The sequence below is a fragment of the Pseudoalteromonas sp. MEBiC 03607 genome (assembly GCF_004792295.1).
GTDB classification, from domain to species: Bacteria; Pseudomonadota; Gammaproteobacteria; order Enterobacterales; family Alteromonadaceae; genus Pseudoalteromonas; species Pseudoalteromonas lipolytica_C.
This window is the reverse complement of sequence record NZ_SRRY01000001.1, coordinates 3,278,006-3,296,455: the sequence shown is the minus strand read 5'-3', so window position 1 is coordinate 3,296,455 and position 18,450 is coordinate 3,278,006. Positions and strand designations below refer to the sequence as shown.

20 protein-coding genes are annotated in these 18,450 nt (G+C 41.2%); 12 read left to right on the top strand and 8 right to left on the bottom strand.

Annotated elements, in window-relative coordinates; all coding sequences use genetic code 11:
* Positions 1 to 49 precede the first annotated feature (49 nt).
* Positions 50 to 1,426: a Na+/H+ antiporter NhaC family protein gene (locus E5N72_RS14975; protein ID WP_135925857.1), complete on the top strand. Its 1,377-nt coding sequence runs from the start codon at positions 50 to 52 to the stop codon at positions 1,424 to 1,426.
* Between the two features lie 247 nt (positions 1,427 to 1,673).
* Here E5N72_RS14975 and E5N72_RS14970 read toward each other — a convergent pair whose 3' ends face one another.
* Positions 1,674 to 2,810 carry a PQQ-dependent sugar dehydrogenase gene (locus E5N72_RS14970; RefSeq protein ID WP_135925856.1) on the bottom strand — a complete coding sequence of 379 codons (1,137 nt, stop codon included), beginning with the start codon at positions 2,808 to 2,810 and terminating at the stop codon, positions 1,674 to 1,676.
* 407 nt (positions 2,811 to 3,217) lie between these two features.
* Here E5N72_RS14970 and E5N72_RS14965 point away from each other — a divergent pair, with 407 nt between their 5' ends.
* A complete protein-coding gene (locus E5N72_RS14965; RefSeq protein ID WP_135925855.1) occupies positions 3,218 to 3,964 on the top strand; it encodes a hypothetical protein in 747 nt (248 codons plus the stop codon).
* Positions 3,965 to 4,588: 624 nt separating this feature from the next.
* On the opposite strand, the gene E5N72_RS14960 is transcribed toward E5N72_RS14965, so the two are convergent.
* Genes E5N72_RS14960 through E5N72_RS14950 form a run of 3 tightly spaced genes read right to left on the bottom strand, consistent with a single transcriptional unit; the run spans position 4,589 to position 6,383 of the window.
* Positions 4,589 to 5,188: a hypothetical protein gene (locus tag E5N72_RS14960; protein ID WP_135925854.1), complete on the bottom strand. Its 600-nt coding sequence runs from the start codon at positions 5,186 to 5,188 to the stop codon at positions 4,589 to 4,591.
* Entirely contained in the window at positions 5,178 to 5,729 is a 552-nt protein-coding gene (locus E5N72_RS14955; RefSeq protein ID WP_135925853.1) for an RNA polymerase sigma factor, read from the bottom strand. The genes E5N72_RS14960 and E5N72_RS14955 overlap by 11 nt, the downstream gene beginning before the upstream one ends.
* A gap of 6 nt (positions 5,730 to 5,735) precedes the next feature.
* Positions 5,736 to 6,383, bottom strand: a complete 648-nt coding sequence (locus E5N72_RS14950) for an energy transducer TonB (protein WP_135925852.1) — start codon at positions 6,381 to 6,383, stop codon at positions 5,736 to 5,738.
* Positions 6,384 to 6,489: 106 nt separating this feature from the next.
* Here E5N72_RS14950 and E5N72_RS14945 point away from each other — a divergent pair, with 106 nt between their 5' ends.
* Positions 6,490 to 6,996, top strand: coding sequence for a DUF3087 domain-containing protein (locus E5N72_RS14945; RefSeq protein ID WP_135925851.1), 507 nt, complete (start codon positions 6,490 to 6,492; stop codon positions 6,994 to 6,996).
* Between the two features lie 9 nt (positions 6,997 to 7,005).
* Positions 7,006 to 7,455, top strand: coding sequence for a low molecular weight protein-tyrosine-phosphatase (locus E5N72_RS14940; RefSeq protein WP_135925850.1), 450 nt, complete (start codon positions 7,006 to 7,008; stop codon positions 7,453 to 7,455).
* A gap of 29 nt (positions 7,456 to 7,484) precedes the next feature.
* On the opposite strand, the gene E5N72_RS14935 is transcribed toward E5N72_RS14940, so the two are convergent.
* On the bottom strand, positions 7,485 to 8,555 hold the full coding sequence (locus E5N72_RS14935) for an energy transducer TonB (RefSeq protein ID WP_135925849.1): 1,071 nt from the start codon (positions 8,553 to 8,555) through the stop codon (positions 7,485 to 7,487).
* Between the two features lie 331 nt (positions 8,556 to 8,886).
* Between E5N72_RS14935 and ribA the strand changes: the two genes are divergently transcribed.
* From ribA to csrA, 6 genes are all read left to right on the top strand, one after another.
* Entirely contained in the window at positions 8,887 to 9,513 is a 627-nt protein-coding gene (gene ribA / locus E5N72_RS14930; protein ID WP_135925848.1) for a GTP cyclohydrolase II, read from the top strand.
* A 78-nt stretch (positions 9,514 to 9,591) separates the two neighbouring features.
* Entirely contained in the window at positions 9,592 to 10,386 is a 795-nt protein-coding gene (locus E5N72_RS14925; RefSeq protein WP_135925847.1) for a BPSS1780 family membrane protein, read from the top strand.
* Positions 10,386 to 10,838 carry a regulatory protein RecX gene (locus E5N72_RS14920; RefSeq protein ID WP_135925846.1) on the top strand — a complete coding sequence of 151 codons (453 nt, stop codon included), beginning with the start codon at positions 10,386 to 10,388 and terminating at the stop codon, positions 10,836 to 10,838. The genes E5N72_RS14925 and E5N72_RS14920 overlap by 1 nt, the downstream gene beginning before the upstream one ends.
* A gap of 17 nt (positions 10,839 to 10,855) precedes the next feature.
* Entirely contained in the window at positions 10,856 to 13,456 is a 2,601-nt protein-coding gene (alaS, locus tag E5N72_RS14915; RefSeq protein ID WP_135925845.1) for an alanine--tRNA ligase, read from the top strand.
* A gap of 6 nt (positions 13,457 to 13,462) precedes the next feature.
* On the top strand, positions 13,463 to 14,680 hold the full coding sequence (locus tag E5N72_RS14910; RefSeq protein WP_135925844.1) for an aspartate kinase: 1,218 nt from the start codon (positions 13,463 to 13,465) through the stop codon (positions 14,678 to 14,680).
* 93 nt (positions 14,681 to 14,773) lie between these two features.
* On the top strand, positions 14,774 to 14,965 hold the full coding sequence (csrA, locus tag E5N72_RS14905; RefSeq protein WP_036970495.1) for a carbon storage regulator CsrA: 192 nt from the start codon (positions 14,774 to 14,776) through the stop codon (positions 14,963 to 14,965).
* A 26-nt stretch (positions 14,966 to 14,991) separates the two neighbouring features.
* Here csrA and E5N72_RS14900 read toward each other — a convergent pair whose 3' ends face one another.
* The gene (locus tag E5N72_RS14900; RefSeq protein WP_135925843.1) at positions 14,992 to 15,459 is read right to left on the bottom strand and encodes a YcxB family protein; all 468 of its coding nucleotides are present in this window, start codon (positions 15,457 to 15,459) and stop codon (positions 14,992 to 14,994) included.
* A gap of 124 nt (positions 15,460 to 15,583) precedes the next feature.
* Here E5N72_RS14900 and E5N72_RS14895 point away from each other — a divergent pair, with 124 nt between their 5' ends.
* On the top strand, positions 15,584 to 16,507 hold the full coding sequence (locus E5N72_RS14895; RefSeq protein WP_135925842.1) for a hypothetical protein: 924 nt from the start codon (positions 15,584 to 15,586) through the stop codon (positions 16,505 to 16,507).
* Positions 16,508 to 17,244: 737 nt separating this feature from the next.
* Here the strand turns inward: E5N72_RS14895 and E5N72_RS14890 are convergent.
* Positions 17,245 to 17,436 (bottom strand): hypothetical protein, encoded by a 192-nt coding sequence (locus E5N72_RS14890; protein WP_135925841.1) that lies wholly within the window; start codon positions 17,434 to 17,436, stop codon positions 17,245 to 17,247.
* A gap of 52 nt (positions 17,437 to 17,488) precedes the next feature.
* A complete protein-coding gene (locus E5N72_RS14885) occupies positions 17,489 to 17,662 on the bottom strand; it encodes a DUF1328 family protein (protein WP_064485886.1) in 174 nt (57 codons plus the stop codon).
* 532 nt (positions 17,663 to 18,194) lie between these two features.
* Between E5N72_RS14885 and E5N72_RS14880 the strand changes: the two genes are divergently transcribed.
* Positions 18,195 to 18,443, top strand: a complete 249-nt coding sequence (locus E5N72_RS14880; protein WP_135925840.1) for an OadG family transporter subunit — start codon at positions 18,195 to 18,197, stop codon at positions 18,441 to 18,443.
* Positions 18,444 to 18,450: the final 7 nt, after the last annotated feature.

Below are 18,450 nucleotides of genomic sequence, written 5' to 3'. Positions count from 1 at the left end.
TTTTCGCATAATAAAAATAAAATGCTGTTCTTAATTTAAAAGGGTTTTTATGTCTTGGTATTCAATTTTACCACCCTTGATTGCTATCTTAATTGTGTTTTGGCGCAAAGAAGTGATCATGGCGTTATTGGTCGCGGTTGCGTCGTCTGAGTTTTTACTTGCTATCAATGGTGAAGGTAATAGCTTATTTTACACCTTCATTAATACCATTGAGCGTGTTGTTGAAGTCGCCAGTTCCCCTGGTAATAGCCGTATCCTTATTTTTAGTATCTTAATAGGTGCATTACTTGCCTACATTCGTGAATCTGGCGGTGTCGCTGCTACCGTTAATTTACTAATGAACAAAGGGGTTGCCAAAAGTAAGCGCCAAGTTGGTTATTTAACCATGTTCTCAGGTATTGCAGTATTTATTGAATCTAACTTAAGTGTATTAACCTCGGGTATTTTATCGCGTGGTTTATTCGATAAATTTAAAATGAGCCGAGCACGCCTTGCTTACATTATCGATAGTACCAGCGCACCTGTGTGTATCTTAATCTTGTTAAATGGCTGGGGCGCATACGTGCTTGGTCTACTTGGCAACTACGAAATGGAAGAGTCTGCGGTATCAGTACTTTGGGGCAGTATAGGTTATAACTTTTACGCCATTATCACTTTACTTATCGTGTTCTATACCATTACTTTTGATAAGGTACATGGGCCATTAAAGCAAGCTGAAGATAATTTTGAACAACAAGAAACCGAGCTGTCTGAAGAAGTAAAAGGCTCTAAAGCGCGTTATATGCTTGTGCCACTTATCACCTTAATAGCTAGCATGGTTGGCTTTATGTTCTGGACTGGCGATGGCGATATTGCCAGTGGCAGTGGTTCTAAATCAGTGCTGTATGCAACTATTTTAGCTTGTGTTGTGGCTTACTTTTTAATGATTAGCTCTCGTGACTTTACTCATCATAAGCTTGTTGATATTGGCTTTAAAGGTATGGGTGAGTTGCTACCACTGGTAGCAATTGTATTGTTGTCACTTACCTTAGGGGCAAGCTTAAAAGACCTAGGTACGGGTGTGTTTGTAGCTGGTCTTGTGGGTGATTTCTTACCTATTTACTTGGTTGTGCCAGTGCTATTCTTAACCGGTGCGGTAATTTCATTTACCACTGGTACCTCATGGGGCACATTCGCGATTCTTATTCCAATTGGTGTACCGCTCATTCAAGCTTTAGGTTTACCACCTTCATTGGTCATTGCCGCTATTTTAGGCGGTGGCGTGTTTGGCGATCACTGCTCGCCAATCTCAGATACCAGCGCGGTATCGGCCATTGCATCAGGGTGTGACTTATTAACTCACGTAAAAACTCAAATGCCATACGCCTTATTCGGCGGCGCATTAACCTTCATTGCTTACCTTGTAACGAGTATAATTGTTTTATAAGTAATAGCTGTAAGCTTTAAGTTATAAGCAAAAAACCACAGAGAATTCTGTGGTTTTTTATTGCTTGAAACATAGGTCGTTATTTATGGCGACACATTTAATTCTTAAACAGTTACGGACCAAAGTCCGACCTACAAGAGTGTGGACAGAAACCATCGCGCGAAATAAATTTCACGCCTACGGTATTCCTTTACTCTTTTTCCTTGTAACTCGCTAAGTTGTTGGGTTTCGTTTCGCTCTACCCAACCTACGATTTAGGTACAACTTTATAAACACCGACACCATCAACACCAAGGTATAGATCACCATTAGGGTGGGTGGCGAGGCTACGTACACGACCTACACCTTCAAATACTTTGCTGTGGCCTGTTACTTTGTCACCATCTAGCTTCACTAACACAAGGTGGCCAAACTTCATCGAGCCTACGGCAATTTGACCTTGCCACTGTGGGTATTTATCGCTGGTGATAAACTCCATTCCAGAAGGGGCGATTGATGGCACCCAATACCAATCAGGTTGTTCCATTCCTTCGCGGCTGGTTTCGTCGGTAATTTTTGTACCAATGTAGTTGATCCCATGGGTGATCTCAGGCCAACCATAATTCGCGCCTGCTTTAACTATGTTGATTTCATCACCGCCACGAGGGCCGTGTTCATGGCTCCATATAACTCCCGTTTCAGGATGCATCGCCATACCTTGTGGGTTACGGTGTCCATACGAATAGATGCTTTTGTGAGTTGTTTTATGGTTATAAAACGGGTTTGATTTAGGGATAGAACCATCGCTATTGATACGGTGAATTTTGCCTGCATCGTAGTCTAGACTTTGTGGGTGAACGTCTCTTTTGCCACGGTCGCCAATAGAGAAATACAAGTAACCTTCTTTGTCGAACTCAATACGCGAACCATAGTGTTTCGTTGTTTTAATATTTGGCTCGCCATCAAATAATAATTGCTGATCGACAAGAGTCATATCTTTAAAGCGAGCGCGCATAATTGAGGTATTGTAACCCTCACCATCACCTTCATAGCCCGAGTACGAAAAGTAAATCCAGCCATTGTCGGCAAAGTTCGGATCAAGTTCTATATCTAATAAGCCCCCTTGACCTTCATCATGTACTTTAGGTGTGCCTTTAATTGCTTGCTCAACGAGTTTGCCATCACGAATTAACCTAAGCTCACCACGTCTGTCGGTAACGAGTAAGTCACGCTCGTTAAGCCAAGCCATACCCCAAGGAATTTGAATCCCTTCGCTTACTAATTCTAGTTTGTAGTTATTCGCGCTGGCATCCAGAGGAATCTTTTGCTCCGGCTGAGCACAACCTTGCAAGCTACATAAGCTAATTGAGGCAATGATTAAATTGTTAAACAAAGACCTTTTCATGGTAACTCCATAATATTTAAACACGATTTTATTAGCCTAGCTGGTTCAGCATTAAATTGTTATTAACATTAGAGTAATGTGCGATTATTGGCAGGAAAATCGAGGTAAGGAGCGGGGGAGTCGTCAGCCGTCTGATTTGACCCCGATAAAGTAAACTCGGGGTTTAATTAACTTGTTTGTTTTCACTCCGTTCTACCCAACGTCACGTAGGTCGTCATTTATGGCGACAAATTATCTTTTCATTAACGGGCTAAAGCCCGACCTACAAGAGTATGGATTGAGGCCATCGCGCGAAATAAATTTCATGCCTACGGTACTCCTTTACTCTTTCCCCTTGTAACTCGCTAACTTGCTTTAAATCTGCTAGCTTAGCAAGTTCTTATTCTTAAAAGGATTTAACAAGTCGTATGAAGTCAGAAAAGTTTTTTAAATGGGTGTGGAATGTTAACGGTCTAATTTTACTTATGGGCTTAATCATTGGAACAGCTGCAATAGGGTATAACTTTGTTTCTTACTTATTAAAGTCCGATAACCATGTACAGCAACAAACACTAAACTTAGCTGAAGATGAAAAGCAGCAAGAAAAGTGGAAACTGGGTTACCCCCGTAAGGTCGAGGGGAGTGATTTTTACTTTATCCCGTTGGAATCAGAAAAACTGGATATCGAGGTGAAAGCTGACGTAACAGTTTACAATAATTTTAGCGGTGGTTATAAATACAGACCTACGCGCTCAAAGAACATCTTGTTTCTTAATGACAAAACCAATCACGCCAAGTGGCTATTTAAAACAACGGATCAGTTGATCATAGAGTTTGGTGCTTTAAGCCGTTACAAAGAGTTTGATACTCGTCCTTACAAGGAGCAAAAAGTCGATGCTCCTAAGGCAGTTTCGTATGAAGTTATCAAAAACGATACCAACAACGACAAACTGCTAGATGGCAAAGATAAGCGCACCTTCGCGCTAAGCAAGATTGATGGTTCAAACTACGGCGAAGTTATTTCAGGTTACAACCGCATTGTAGAGTCTAATCTCAACGCCGAAGGCAATTTATTCGTTGTATTTATCAACAACGATGAAGTTTACTCTATGCTGATAGACCTAGATACATTTGAAGTGATTAGTAAAAGCATGCTACCGAAGGTAGGGGAGTGAAATTAATATTAGATATCAGATGTCAGAAGAATGATCTGATATCTAACTACGCGGGGTAAACCCGCTGCTACTTAAAAACTTGCGACTTTACTCTTGTAGCCCGCTAACTTGTTTTAAATCTGATAGCTGACGGCTTCGAGTGTTTTGGGTTTCACTCCGTTCTACCCAACGTCACGTAGGTCGTCATTTATGGCGACAAATTATCTTTTCATTAACGGGCTAAAGCCCGACCTACAAGAGTTGGATTGAGGCCATCGCGCGAAATAAATTTCATGCCTACGCTGGGTAAACCCGCTGCTACCTAAAAACTTGCGACTTTACTCTTGTAGCCCGCTAACTTGTTTTAAATCTGAAAGCTGATGGCTCGTCGAAACCTTCGCGCGAAATAAATTTCACGCCTACGGTACTCCTTTACTCTTTATCCTTGTAACTCGCTAAATTGTTGGTTTCACTCCGTTCTACCCAACGTCACGTAGGTCGTCATTTATGGCGACAAATTATCTTTTCATTAACGGGCTAAAGCCCGACCTACAAGAGTATGGATTGAGGCCATCGCGCGAAATAAATTTCATGCCTACGGTACTCCTTTACTCTTTCCCTTTGCTAACTGGCGAACTCGTTTTATTAAGATGCACACTTTTTCGCTTCGTGGGTTAGCTGTTTGAGAGCGATAATTTGGCCTTGCTTGTTTTGGTCAAGTGCCAGTAGGTCACCTTGGTGAATATGGGTATCTAGGGTGCCGTGCTTTTGTAATTCTTCAAGTAGCGATTGTTTAATTTGTACGAGTACATTTTGCTCGCAGTCTGCGATATACCAGTCGTTATCAACACTGACTAGACGCCCCGTGAAGCTGGTACGGGCTTGGTGATTGGCTAATGCTTGTTGGTAGTTAGTATCTAGCGTTTGCTTTTGCTGCTTTAGATTGCTTACATAACTGCCTTTAGAGTCGAGCTCGTGAACTTCTACCCATTGATAATCAGAAAGATCAACAGCATAAATGTTTGTTAGTTCTCGATAATTATATTCAAGCATAACAAAGCCAAACAATGCTAGGGCAACAAATAAACTGGCCATTTGTATTTTCAAAAAACGTTGTTTTTTAGGCTGTGTTACTTGTGGCGTTTGCATTTGTGCAAGTTGTTCGGTGCTTAAGCTATGCTGTGTTTTACGCTTTTGAAAATGTGCTTTTAAATCAGCATCGAGTTGCTCGTCGTTACGCTTCATGATGGCCTCCTAGTTGTTGTTTCAGGTTTTGACGGGCATATCGCAGCCGAGTTTTAATGGTCTCTGGGTTACTTTGTGTAATAGCAACAATATCTTCGAGACTAAAGCCTTCTTGCTGTAGGGTCAGTGCTTCTCGCTGTACAAAGCTAAGCGTCATTAATGCTTTATCAAAGGCTTCATAGTCGTAGTGATATTCTGCATCCTTTGGTTCAGAAAAAACTTGGTTGTCTTCTAATTCAACGAACTTTTGCTGCTTACGAAACTCATCAATCAACAAATTACGTGCTAAACGAAATAGCCACGCTTTTGGATTGTTCTGATCATTGTAAAAGTCGCGTTTATCAATAACTTTTAACCAAGTTTGCTGGCATATATCGAGAGCAAGATCTTTATCACTTTGGGTGACTAGGTAGTGATAAAGATCGTTCCCGTACTGAGCAACAAGTTGGTTAAGATAACGGTTGTCGCCTGTTTTGGCATACTGCGCCAAACAATCAGTGTTTGGCTTGTCAAATAACCATGTCTTGATGCTCATTAGCATAGGCCGTTATCCATCTATTTTAAAATCAAGTTGAACGCTTTGGTTTGTTTGTAATTGTGCCACACCTTCAACAACTTTAGGGCGATATTTCCAACGTTTAATCGCGCGAATTGCTTCGCGGTCAAATACCCGTTTAGGCTCAGCATCAATAATAACAGGGTCAATCACTTCGCCTGTCGGTGAAATACTAAAGCTAATTTGCACCCAGCCTTCAATGCCATCGCGAGCTGCTACAGGAGGGTATTTAGGGTTTATACGTACAATAGGTGTCGCATCTCCCGTTGGTTGATTAATGCTTTTGCTAAGCGTGTCGCCAATGTTATCGAATGTCATCGTTGGTGTTAAATCTGCTACCACAACCGTATCTGGATTATCACTCGTTGGGCGTGGCGGCGTTTTTGGTGGCATTTTAGCAACTGGTGGTGGCGGCAGTGTTTGCTTTACTTGCACTTTTGAATCTTCTGGTACTTCATAAATTTCAACCGTAATATCTGGGCCTTTTTTTACATCGGCTCTTTGCTCAGCAGAAATTAAGTACTGCATAAATGCAAATGCTGCAAAGGTCATTACACCGCCACCAATAATTGCTGCGGTTGTCTTTAAAGCTGTATTGCTGTTATTCAAGCTTGCTGAGTTTAGTGGTAAAGTATGCATAGCCGTTCCTCTTTGGATAATTGCTTTCATAGCTAAAACGGCTGGCAAATAAAAAAGGGGTGAAATTTTTTTCACTTTTTATTTTTCACAAGTTTTTTAGGTTGTTATGAAACTTATTCAAATAGATAAAGCCCGTTACCGTAAACATTTAAACCAAGTAATTATTGCTTGTGTAATTGCTTTAGCCGTTGGCAGTTTAGCCATTTCACAAACGTTAATAGCGTTATTTCCTGACCCAAGCGGTAGCCATTTTCATTGGAACCTATTAGGTGTTGTTGTGTGTAGTTTGCTGGTGGGCTTTGTGCTTAATAAATACCGCAACCATGATTACATGACTGAAATTGTCTATGTGTGGGAGCTTAAAAAAGCGCTAAATAAAATTACTCGAAAAATGCCAAAGTTAAAAGCTGCAGGGCGCGAGGGCAATGCAGATGCTTTATTAGCAATTCATTACAGCTATGCCGGTTCGCGTTTGTTATGGCAGCTTGATGACAACACCATTACCATGGATGAGTTGGCAATTAAGCAGGCAGAGCTTGATAGTGTGGCAGAAAAATACAATCTGTCACTTGATGCAGAACGTTATGATGAGTCAATCTTAAAGCAATTTTAAGGACGAATAATGAAAAAGGTTTTGATTGTTTGCTTGGGCAATATTTGCCGCTCACCTACTGCTGAAGCGGTACTTCGTAGCCGTGCCAAGGCATTGGGTGTCAATGTTAAAGTTGATTCTGCTGGCACTATTGGCTATCACCAAGGCAATCCACCTGATTCACGTTCAAAAGCAGCAGCCGAAAAGCGTGGTTATAGTTTTAAAGGGATATATTCGCGACCTGTGACTCAAGCTGATTTTTATGAGTTTGATTTAATCCTTGCGGCAGACAAGCAAAATCTTGCTGATTTACAAGCCCAGTGTCCAGAGCACTTACAATATAAGTTGTCGCTGTTTTTAAGTCATGGTGATGCAGGGCAGAGCGAAATCCCTGATCCCTATTATGGTGGCGATCAAGGTTTCGAAAAGGTACTCGATTTAATTGAGGATGCAGCAGATAACTTGTTAAGCAGGTTATAAAAAGGGTCGCATTGCGACCCTTCATTTTATTAGTTGATTTTAAAATCTAATTGCACCCGAGAAGTCGCAGCAATAGCTTGACCATTTTCAAACTTAGGCGCATAACGCCATTTTTTCATTGCTTTAACCGCTTCTCTTTCAAACGCAGTACCACCTTCAGAATCAACCACAGTTATGTTGTCTACAAAGCCTGACGGGGTTACTTCAAATTCCATCACGACACTGCCATCCTCCATACGTTGAGCTTTTGACATTGGGTATTTAGGTGGCACACGGTATAACGGCTCTTGTTCTTGGCTTTCTTTCCAAGGCACCATTTTCGCAATCGCTATACAATGTTTGGTTGCTTCGTCACTTTTACCTGTTTTTTCGTATAAGTGAACCAGCTTAGAATGGGCATCGAGTTCCGTTTTGTGATCAAAGTCTAGCTCTTTATCAAACACGCTTACTACATGATTTAAACGTTCAATGGCTGTGCTGTATTTACGTTGGCTTTCTGCAAATGCGGCAACTAAGAAGTCAGCGCTAATACGATCGACAGCGTTATCGGGTAAGTTTTCTTGGTAGTATTTATCGGCTTCTTCAAGATATTCCTTTGCTGTGTAATAGCGTTCACTATTAATTTTATAAGCAAGGATACGTGCCGCAGTCAATTTTGTGTCAGCAACAAGTTTGGCTGAATTTTGCTTTTCAGCTATGGCAATAGCGTCATCTAAATACGTATCAGCACGCTTAGCTGAAGGGGTGGATTCTGCCATGCCGATTAATGAGTCATACACTTGCACACTTAGCTTGCCGTGGTTTTTTTCGAGTATTTCGTAGGCTGTGCGATATAACTCAAAGCGCTGATCTTGTTCGCTTTTAGCGAGGCTGTTTGCATAGTTAATGGCAAGATTTGCGGTGTTGTCGGCGTTTTCGCCATAAATCTCTTTACCTAACTCAAATGCTTTTTTAGCAAGTTCGCTGCTGTCTTGTTGGTTTTCTACAGCGGCGACATAAGCGCGATAGGTGTCGTTAAATTCTTGCGCGGTCGTTTGATTGGCAATGCCTTGCTGACTAAATAGTAGTGCAATGCATAAGGCAAGTGAGCTCTTTTTCATAATAATCCTTATTATCTCTGCCCAGTTTTTGGATGATAACTGATACAAGTTAATGATAATGGTTATCATAACTAGGTACAAGGTATCAAATCGCTTTAGATGCATCAATGCTTGCTTTGTGTTTATGTTTTTAGATTATTTGTTGCAGTAAAAACCCCGGCTTTCATAGCGCAAAGCTCGTATCTTCAAGTGGTTTGAGTGTATAATACTTGAATTGCTGGTAACTGCCTCAATATTAGTTATCACTCGTCGTATGTTGCATTCTTACAACCTTCAAGCTGTTGTAATCACATTTGCAGTATCGCATTTATTTTTTAATTTTGGATTTGTCGTGGCGCAAGTAAGAGCAAGAGTCCAGCTAAATGTTGGCAAAAACAGTGATATTCCTGCAGAAATCGTATCTTTTAGTGGTTTAAAAGATGGTCAAGAGCATGTGGCATTAGTATTTAATCAAGCCGACACTGAGCAAGATGTGCCATTAATTCGCATGCATTCAGAGTGTTTAACTGGCGATGTATTTCACTCGTCACGTTGCGATTGTGGTGAACAATTAAATGAGTGTATCGAAATGATGCATCAGCAAGGCGGCATTTTACTGTACTTACGCCAAGAGGGCCGTGGCATTGGTTTATACAATAAGATTGATGCTTACGTATTGCAGTCACAAGGCATGAATACTTACGAGGCGAATAACCACTTGGGTTTTGCTGATGATTTACGTGACTTTTCAGATGCGGTTTTAATGTTAGAGGCTCTTGGGCAAAAGCACGTTAAGTTAATGACCAATAACCCAAATAAACTTAAAGCACTGCGTGATGCAGGCATTGAGGTTGACTCTGTTGTGGGCACGCACGCTCATATTAAAGCAGGTGTAGTAGGCAATCGTGCTTACCTCGAAACGAAAATCAAACATGGTTCGCACATGCTTGATATTAAAAAAATTAAAAAGCCTGAATAAATTTCACAACAGGTGACTATAAACAAGTAGCGCACCCAGTTATACTCGGTGCGTTTTGTCGTTATTGAATGAGAAATTATGTCAATCGAAGTTCGTGTTTTTAAAGCTGGTGCAGGCGTAAAGTGGTTTAAAGCAGGCTGGGAAATCTTTAAGCTGCAACCGCTTACTTTTATCTTAATGCATCTGCTAATAGTGGTAATTAGCTTTTTGGCGCTAGTACTGCCTCTATTGCAAGTTGTTGGTGCGTTTGTGACGCCGTTTTTAATGGCGGGGTTTTATCAAGCTGTGCTCACAAAACAACAAGGTGGGACTATCAGCCAAGCTGATATTTTTAAGCCATTTAGCAACAAAGGAAACCGTATTGGTTTAGTACGAGTCGCTGTGTATCAGATGGCGGCGGGTATTTTATTGGCATTACTGTCTAATTTTATCTTTGCAGATGCTTACGCGGTTATCTCGAGTCAGACTTTTGACCCTCAAAATCAAGCTCATTTGGCTGATTTATTAGCGACCATTTCTATGGGGCAAGTTGCGGTATTTTTATTGGCTATCTGTGTGTATTTAACGGCTTTTGCCTACGCAGTACCTTTGGTCTACTTTCAAAAGCAAAGCAACATGTTTGCGGTGTTAAAAACCTCTTTTATGGTATTTTATAAAAATATGGCACCACTGAGTGTGTATGGCCTTATTTGTGCCGTGTTAATGGTGATCTGTATTCCTTTATCGTTTATTCCTCTATTGGTTTTAATGCCAATTTGTTACATTAGTTTCTTCGTGTCATTTCAGGCTATTTTTATGCCGGTTGTACCAAAAAGTGATGACCAAGCTAATGCGCCTGAATCACCGTCGCAATCAGGACGTTTTGACGCGTAATGGATGATAAAGAACAAAAGTTAAAGAATTACGTACTTTGGTTACTATCTCGACAAGATTATTCGCGTCGGGATCTAACCCGAAAGTTACAGCAAAAAGAGGCGACGCCAGAGTTCACAGAGCGTTTGTTAGATTGGTGTGAGTCACACAACTTTATTAACGAGCAGCGCTATTGTGAAGGGTTTGTACGCCGCCATTTAGCAAAGTATCATGGTGCAAAACGCATTCAGAGCGAAGCGATGGCAAAAGGGATAGACCGAGCATTATTAGATAAGACGCTCGAAGAGTTCGAAATCGATTGGTTTGAACTCGCACAGGACGCATATTTAAAGAAGTTTTCAAATTCAGGTAAAGAACTCGACCAGAAAGAAAAAGCGAAACGTGTTCGCTACTTGATGTATCGAGGCTTTAATTACGAACAAATTGATTTTGCAATGCAAGCACAGCAATAAACGGGTGAGATTTTCACATGCAGCATATGACTACCGCACAGATCAGGCAACAGTTCTTAGACTTTTTTGCCTCTAAACAACACCAAATTGTTCCTTCAAGCTCGCTGATCCCGGGTAACGATGCCACGTTATTATTCAATAATGCCGGTATGGTGCAATTTAAAGATGTATTTTTAGGTGCGGAAAGCCGCCCTTATTCACGTGCAACCAGCTCACAACGTTGTGTACGTGCCGGTGGTAAACATAACGACCTTGAAAACGTAGGTTACACAGCACGTCACCATACATTCTTTGAAATGTTAGGTAACTTCAGCTTTGGTGATTATTTCAAGCAAGACGCAATTAAGTTTGCTTGGGAATTTTTAACTGAAGTTGTAAAACTTCCGCAAGAAAAGCTACTTGTTACCATTTATCACGATGACGAAGATGCTTTCAACATTTGGCATAAAGAAGTAGGTCTGAGTGAAGACCGCATTATTCGCATTGCAACTAGCGATAACTTCTGGTCAATGGGCGATACGGGTCCGTGTGGTCCATGTTCTGAAATATTTTACGATCACGGTGAGCACATTTGGGGTGGTCCTCCAGGTTCACCAGAAGAAGACGGTGACCGTTTCATTGAGATCTGGAACCTAGTATTCATGCAGTTTAACCGCCATGCCGACGGTACAATGGAGCCGCTTCCTAAGCAGTCTGTTGATACAGGTATGGGTCTTGAGCGTATCTCTGCAATTTTACAAGGCGTGCACTCAAACTACGAAATCGATTTATTCCAAGCACTCATTGCAGCTGCGGCTAAAGTGACTAACGCACAAGACTTAGATGATAAATCGTTACGCGTTGTGGCTGACCACATTCGTTCATGTGCATTCTTAGTATCTGACGGCGTTATGCCATCTAACGAAGGCCGTGGTTATGTACTACGTCGTATTATTCGTCGTGCGGTTCGTCACGGTAACAAGTTAGGCGCGAAAGGCGCATTCTTCTATAAGCTTGTTGCTGCGTTAATTGAGCAAATGGGTCAAGCTTACCCAGAGCTTGCTAAGCAACAAGAAATTATCGAAAAAGTACTACGTATTGAAGAAGAGCAGTTTGGTAAAACACTTGAACGTGGTCTGGCAATTCTTGAAGAAAGCCTAGCAGACATCAAAGGTGATGTGATCCCGGGTGATTTAGTATTCAAGCTTTACGACACTTATGGTTTCCCTGCTGATTTAACGGCAGACGTGGCGCGTGAGCGTTTTATGACCATTGATGAGCACGGCTTCCAAGAGTGCATGGCAGTGCAACGTAAGCAAGCACAGCAAGCTGGTAAGTTTGGTGCTGATTACAACCAACAACTTAAGTCTGAAAAACACACAGACTTTAAAGGTTACGATGCAGAGCATTACACAGGCACTGTGGTTGAGCTGTTCCATGAAGGTCAATCTGTTTCTGTACTTGAAGATGGTCAAGAAGGTATCGCAATCCTTGACCGCACACCGTTCTATGCTGAATCAGGTGGTCAGGTTGGTGATACCGGTGTGTTAAAAGTTGCTGGCGGTGAGTTTGTCGTTACTAACACCACTAAGCTTGGTAATGCATTTGCGCACCATGGTCGTGTACAAGGCCGCATTGGTACAAACGATAAAGCAGAGGCAACCATTGATGCAGCACGTCGCGATAGCATCAAGAAAAATCACACTGCAACACACATTTTACATGAAACGTTACGTCAAATTTTAGGTGAGCACGTAAATCAAAAAGGTTCACTTGTTGACCCAGAGCGTTTACGTTTTGACTTCTCACACTTTGAAGCAGTTACAAAAGACGAATTACGTCAAATCGAGCGCGCAGTAAACGATGAAATCCGTCGTAACTTTGCACTTGAAACTGAGCTAATGGCTATCGAAGATGCAAAAGCAAAAGGTGCAATGGCATTATTCGGTGAAAAATACGACGACGAAGTTCGCGTAGTAACCATTGGTGATTACTCAATCGAGTTATGTGGTGGTACTCACGTTAAGCGTGCAGGTGATATCGGTTTATTTAAAATCGTATCAGAAAGCGGTATCGCTGCCGGTATCCGCCGTATTGAAGCAGTAACAGGTGCTGAAGCAGTTGCTTATGTAAGTGAGCAAGAGCAACAACTAAACGATGTTGCAGCGCTAGTAAAAGGTGATAGCAGCACAGTACTTGAAAAAGTAACGGCATTACTTGAGAAATCAAAAGGCCTTGAGAAGCAAATTGCACAGCTTAACGACAAGCTAGCAAGCGCGGCGGGTGCATCGTTACTTGACTCTGTTGTTGAAGTGAACGGTATTAAGCTGCTGGTTGCTGATGTTGCTGGTACTGAGTCTAAAGCACTACGCGGCATGGTTGATGACCTGAAAACGAAGATTGGCTCAGGTGTTATTGCCCTTGGCGTAGCTAATGGCGATAAAGTAAGCCTAATTGCAGGTGTAACTAAAGACCTAACAGGTAAAGTGAAAGCCGGTGAGCTTGTAAATCACATGGCTGCACAAGTAGGCGGTAAGGGCGGTGGTCGTCCTGATATGGCACAAGCTGGTGGTACTCAGCCAGAGAACCTAGCTACAGCCTTAGAAAGTGTAACTGGTTGGTTATCTGAGCGTTCTTAACCACTAGTGGCACTTATCGTCCAAAAATTCGGTGGCACCTCAGTTGGCTCAATCGAGCGAATTGAGGCCGTCGCCGACCTTGTTGTAAAAACCAAGCAGCAAGGCCATCAAGTTGTGGTGGTGCTCTCGGCTATGTCGGGAGAAACTAACCGTCTTATTCAACTCGCTAAACAAATCGATTCTCGACCAAGCGCCCGTGAGCTTGATGTACTGCTTACCACAGGTGAGCAAGTGTCTGTTTCTTTACTGGCAATGGCTATTATTAAACGTGGCCACTCAGCGGTAAGTTTGCTGGCTGATCAGGTCAACATTCGCACCGACAATATGTTTGGTAAAGCGCGTATTGAAGAGGTTGCAGCGACTCGTTTAAAGCATGAGCTTGAGCACAACCGTATTGCTATAATCGCAGGCTTTCAGGGCCGAGATATCGAAGGTAATATCACCACACTTGGCCGAGGTGGTACTGATACTTCAGCAGTTGAGATTGCGGGGGCGATTAATGCTGACGAATGTCAGATCTATACCGATGTTGATGGCGTATATACAACTGATCCGCGTATTGAACCAAATGCTCGTCGAATGAGCCATGTTACTTTCGAAGAAATGCTCGAAATGGCGAGTTTAGGTGCTAAGGTATTGCATATTCGTAGTGTAGAAGCGGCAGGAAAATACAATATACCGCTCAGAGTACTATCGAGTTTTAACCCAGATCAAGGGACCTTGATCAGTTTTGAGGAACCGGAAGTGCAAGCAAATATTGTGTCAGGTATTGCTTTCAATCGTGATGAAAGTTTGATTTATATCAATCAAATGCAATATGGGATTGAAAACCTGGCTAAAATTACGAAACTTTTTGCAGAGTTTGGTATCGAAATTGATATGATTAATCAAGTTAATCATAACTTTGAAAAAATAGACTATGCTTTTACTGTGCACACCAATGATTATGAACAAGCATTGGAAGTTTTAACCTTAAATCAGGCTGCGCTTGGCGCAGATTCTATTAAAGGAATAAGCAATGTTGCTAAGGTGTCAGCAGTAGGAGTGGGGATGAAGTCACACTCTGGAGTAGCAAGTTTATTTTTTAATGCGCTTGCCGAAGAAAACATCAAAGTCATTTTGGTGTCGACATCTGAAATTAAGATTTCAGTTCTAATAGACGAAAAATATTTAGAGCTGGCAGTACGTGCGCTGCACAAAGTTTTTTTAACTGAAAATGAATAAGATTTAGAGTTTTTACTTACTTTTAAGTCTAGATTTCATTAGAATGTTTTTGACGCGGAATCTTTTAATTTTTTGGAATATGGGAGCAAGAGAATGCTAATACTAACTCGTAGAGTAGGTGAAACCCTTATGATCGGTGACGAAGTTACAGTTACTGTTCTTGGTGTTAAAGGAAATCAAGTTCGCATTGGTGTTAATGCGCCTAAAGATGTATCAGTACATCGTGAAGAAATCTACATGCGCATCCAAGCAGAGAAATCTAACCCAAATCCGGGCAACGTTTAATCAGCGAAAGATATTTTAAGAGCCACTCATTGAGTGGCTCTTTTATTTAGTTCTGCAACAATCTCTTCATTTAGCGCTTTTTTAGACAGGTATTGCATACCTCGACTAGCTTTCAAAATATAGCCTCGCTCAGTCTCAATTATGTCTGTGATTTGTTGCCATGTTAGTTGATAGTGTTTATAGGGATTTTCGGCTTTAACACCTTCATCATCAAACACGATAGTTACTTCACTACCTGAAGCACGACTCATCATTTGTCTGGCCACCCACCATGGACGTTTATAATAAAACGATAAGCACTCCACTACCGCAAGCATTATCATAAAACTACCTAAATAATGGTTTTCTAACTGGTAAAAGGCAAGTAGGCCTAATGTTATGAGCAATGCTAACAGAGGATATTTAGGTTTAGCCTGAGATGAGTAGGGTAAAGACTCATCAAAGCACTCGTAGTAATACGGTTTATCTAATGTGTAAGTTGTAGTTAATGTCATTCGTGGACTCACTTAATTTGCTGATAGCAGTTTAACATTGATAAAAAAAATCTGCCGCAGTTGGTTTTCATTTAGTTGTCATTGTGAGAGCTTAAGGTATGTGTATTTTAAAGGTGTAAGCTATATGTTTGTTAGTTCAATGTCGTTAGCACTTGCAATGACTACAAATACTTTTTTGGTTATGGGCGATATGCCATACACCCCGATAGATGAAATTAATCTCGCAGAAGGCGGAAAAATTGCCAAGGCAATCGCAGCGACACCTCATGAATTTTTGATGCACTTGGGCGATATGAAATCGGGCTCACTTGCATGCACGAATAAGCTTTTGCAAACTAACAAGGCGTTACTAACATCGTTGACCGAAAAACCTTTTATTTATACCCCAGGTGATAATGAATGGACCGATTGCGACCGAGAAAAGCTATCTGTGCGTTTTGATGAGCTTGAGCGGCTAAGTTTTATCAAACGCTTAATGTTCGACGATGCCTATACACAAAAAGCAAAGCGGCTACAGGGTTATGCGACACAAGCTGAGTTGCCAGAAAATGCCCGGTGGCAATTTAATGGCATTGAGTTTCGTACCTTGCATATCTCGGGCACCTTTAATGGTCGCTCGCAAATCTTAAAAAGTGATAAAAACGCAGCACTGGATGCCGCCGATATGCGTGATAAATACAATCTCGTTTGGCTAAAGCAAGCACATGTTCATCAGGATGCTAAGGCCTATGTGTTTGGCTTTCAGGCAGATATTTACCACCCAACCAGTAAATCCGCTTGCAGTGAGTCACAGCGCGCCGATTGTGATGCCTTTAAAGTATACCGAGATGCCATCAGCGATTTTGCAAAGCATACCAATAAGCCAGTGCTCGTGATGCATGGTGATACAGGGCCATACTGTACACAACAGTTAGCGAGTAACTTAACGCGCTTAAATGTCCCCGGTGATTTTGCCGTAAGTGATGTCGCAAAAGTGAGTTTTATCGACGGTCAGTGGCACATAGCGAGTGTAACGACAAACGTGCTCCTCACTAAGGAATGTGAGTGATAACGTTGGGTAGAACGGAGACGCACTCAGAGCCATCAGCTTTCAGCCGTCAGCTATCAGATTAAAACCCAATAAGTTAGCGAGTTTGAGGCTCACGTAGGCGTGAAATTTATTTCGCGCGATGTTTCTTAAATCTACGTGTAAGTCGTAGGTCGGGCTTCAGCCCGTCACTATATCAGTGATTAAGCATGTGTCGCCATAATTGACGACCAATATGACATAGGTTAGAACGGAGTGAAACCCAACAAGTTAGCGGGTTTTTATGGGAAAGAGTAAAGTTGCTAACTTGAGGCTCGCGTAGGCGTGAAATTTATTTCGCGTGATTTTCTCAATTAATGCGGCTGTAAGTCGGGCTTTAGCCCGTTATGTATGAGTGATAAAACATGTGTCGCCATAATTGACGACCTACGTGACGTAGGTTAGAGCGGAGTGAAACCCAACAAGTTAGCGAGTTTCTATGGGAAAGAGTAAAGTTGCTAACTTGAGGCTCGCGTAGGCGTGAAATTTATTTCGCGCGATTTTCTCAATTAATGCAGCTGTAAGTCGGGCTTTAGCCCGTTATGTATGAGTGATAAAACATGTGTCGCCATAAATGACGACCAATATGCCATAGGTTAGAACGGAGTGAAACCCAACAAGTTAGTAAGCTTCTTGACACAAGCAGTAGGCAACCTAAAGTTGCTAACTTACAAACACAAAAAAGCGGCACTAGGCCGCTTTTTTCGTAAGGGGTGATATTAGCAGTTAGTTTCTTCTGCTTTAACACCTTCTTTAACTTCTTCACATGCATCTTCAACTGCATTTTGTGTATCAGTGATTGCTTCATCTATACGCTCACCGGCTTCCTCTGCTGAATTGTCTTCACAACCCATAATGAATAAACCTGAAAATAGGGCGATAGTAGCGGCTTTTAAAGTTGAATTTTTCATAACTAAATTCCTTGTAAATTAAATATTAGGGTTAATTAAATTTTAACTTGCTTTACTTAGGTACGTTGCCTCTAAGAGCACCTGACACTAACGAAATAACAAGCAATACTAAAAAAATGAAAAAGATAATCTTAGCAATGCCTGCTGCGGCTCCAGCAATACCGCCAAAACCTAACACTGCAGCGATTAATGCAATAACTAAAAAAGTAATGGTCCAGCGTAACATAGTGGTCTCCTTGCCTAATTAATTTTTCAAATGGTCGAGTTGAATAAAGCGAGTTTTATGCCAAACATTATTATCATTATATTTCAGTCACTTAGCGGTTTTTGTGGGCGGGGCATGGTTATTCTTTTGGTAACTTTTACGATCAAGCGTGTAACTTATTCATAGTGATATTTTTTCATATTAATTAAATTCATTTTATATTTAGTTTTGTCTTTATTGGTAAGACCAATTTCACGCTTTGTCATGAGTTGTTACTGTAACACCTTGTTAAGCAGGGTTTTTGAACAGAACTTGCTTTTCGTCGGTTTGTTTTAATATAACTGATGGCTATATTCATTATTTTTATCATCTATAACGTAAGGTTAATTGCTGAAATAGTATGGTGTTAATTAGTTGTGCTCTATGTTATTTTGAGTTTAATTGGTTTTACCAATTTACAATAGGCTATACAAATTATTTTTGTTTGTTATTATTGCTGAATAAATATTTAACAAAAATGATTTTTTATTTTTAATCATCGAAGGGGAGTTGTATGGATATTGGTGAATTGCTCACAACTGCAGGCAGCTTAATGGTAACAGGCATGGTTGGCGTGTTTGTTTTTCTGAGCATTTTAATATCTGCGGTTATTTTAATGTCGAAAGTTGTAAGCCGATTCGATGATCCTACAAGTGTAGAGCCAACACGAACAGCAAAAATTCAACCTCAACAGGGTGTGCCTCAGGCACATATTGCCGCGATCAGCGCTGCAATTGCACAATTTCGAAATAAACAAAAATAATGGGGCA

What these genes read in the sequence shown, in the direction of transcription:
- csrA (WP_036970495.1), top strand. Translation starts at nt 14,774, where the DNA reads ATGCTAATACTAACTCGTAGAGTAGGTGAAACCCTTATGATCGGTGAC.
- E5N72_RS14935 (WP_135925849.1), bottom strand. Translation starts at nt 8,555, where the DNA reads ATGAAAAAGAGCTCACTTGCCTTATGCATTGCACTACTATTTAGTCAG.
- E5N72_RS14880 (WP_135925840.1), top strand. Translation starts at nt 18,195, where the DNA reads ATGGATATTGGTGAATTGCTCACAACTGCAGGCAGCTTAATGGTAACA.
- E5N72_RS14950 (WP_135925852.1), bottom strand. Translation starts at nt 6,383, where the DNA reads ATGCATACTTTACCACTAAACTCAGCAAGCTTGAATAACAGCAATACA.
- E5N72_RS14955 (WP_135925853.1), bottom strand. Translation starts at nt 5,729, where the DNA reads ATGCTAATGAGCATCAAGACATGGTTATTTGACAAGCCAAACACTGAT.
- E5N72_RS14920 (WP_135925846.1), top strand. Translation starts at nt 10,386, where the DNA reads ATGGATGATAAAGAACAAAAGTTAAAGAATTACGTACTTTGGTTACTA.
- E5N72_RS14940 (WP_135925850.1), top strand. Translation starts at nt 7,006, where the DNA reads ATGAAAAAGGTTTTGATTGTTTGCTTGGGCAATATTTGCCGCTCACCT.
- E5N72_RS14960 (WP_135925854.1), bottom strand. Translation starts at nt 5,188, where the DNA reads ATGAAGCGTAACGACGAGCAACTCGATGCTGATTTAAAAGCACATTTT.
- E5N72_RS14965 (WP_135925855.1), top strand. Translation starts at nt 3,218, where the DNA reads ATGAAGTCAGAAAAGTTTTTTAAATGGGTGTGGAATGTTAACGGTCTA.
- E5N72_RS14890 (WP_135925841.1), bottom strand. Translation starts at nt 17,436, where the DNA reads ATGAAAAATTCAACTTTAAAAGCCGCTACTATCGCCCTATTTTCAGGT.
- E5N72_RS14970 (WP_135925856.1), bottom strand. Translation starts at nt 2,810, where the DNA reads ATGAAAAGGTCTTTGTTTAACAATTTAATCATTGCCTCAATTAGCTTA.
- E5N72_RS14925 (WP_135925847.1), top strand. Translation starts at nt 9,592, where the DNA reads ATGTCAATCGAAGTTCGTGTTTTTAAAGCTGGTGCAGGCGTAAAGTGG.
- E5N72_RS14945 (WP_135925851.1), top strand. Translation starts at nt 6,490, where the DNA reads ATGAAACTTATTCAAATAGATAAAGCCCGTTACCGTAAACATTTAAAC.
- alaS (WP_135925845.1), top strand. Translation starts at nt 10,856, where the DNA reads ATGCAGCATATGACTACCGCACAGATCAGGCAACAGTTCTTAGACTTT.
- E5N72_RS14900 (WP_135925843.1), bottom strand. Translation starts at nt 15,459, where the DNA reads ATGACATTAACTACAACTTACACATTAGATAAACCGTATTACTACGAG.
- E5N72_RS14895 (WP_135925842.1), top strand. Translation starts at nt 15,584, where the DNA reads ATGTTTGTTAGTTCAATGTCGTTAGCACTTGCAATGACTACAAATACT.
- E5N72_RS14975 (WP_135925857.1), top strand. Translation starts at nt 50, where the DNA reads ATGTCTTGGTATTCAATTTTACCACCCTTGATTGCTATCTTAATTGTG.
- E5N72_RS14885 (WP_064485886.1), bottom strand. Translation starts at nt 17,662, where the DNA reads ATGTTACGCTGGACCATTACTTTTTTAGTTATTGCATTAATCGCTGCA.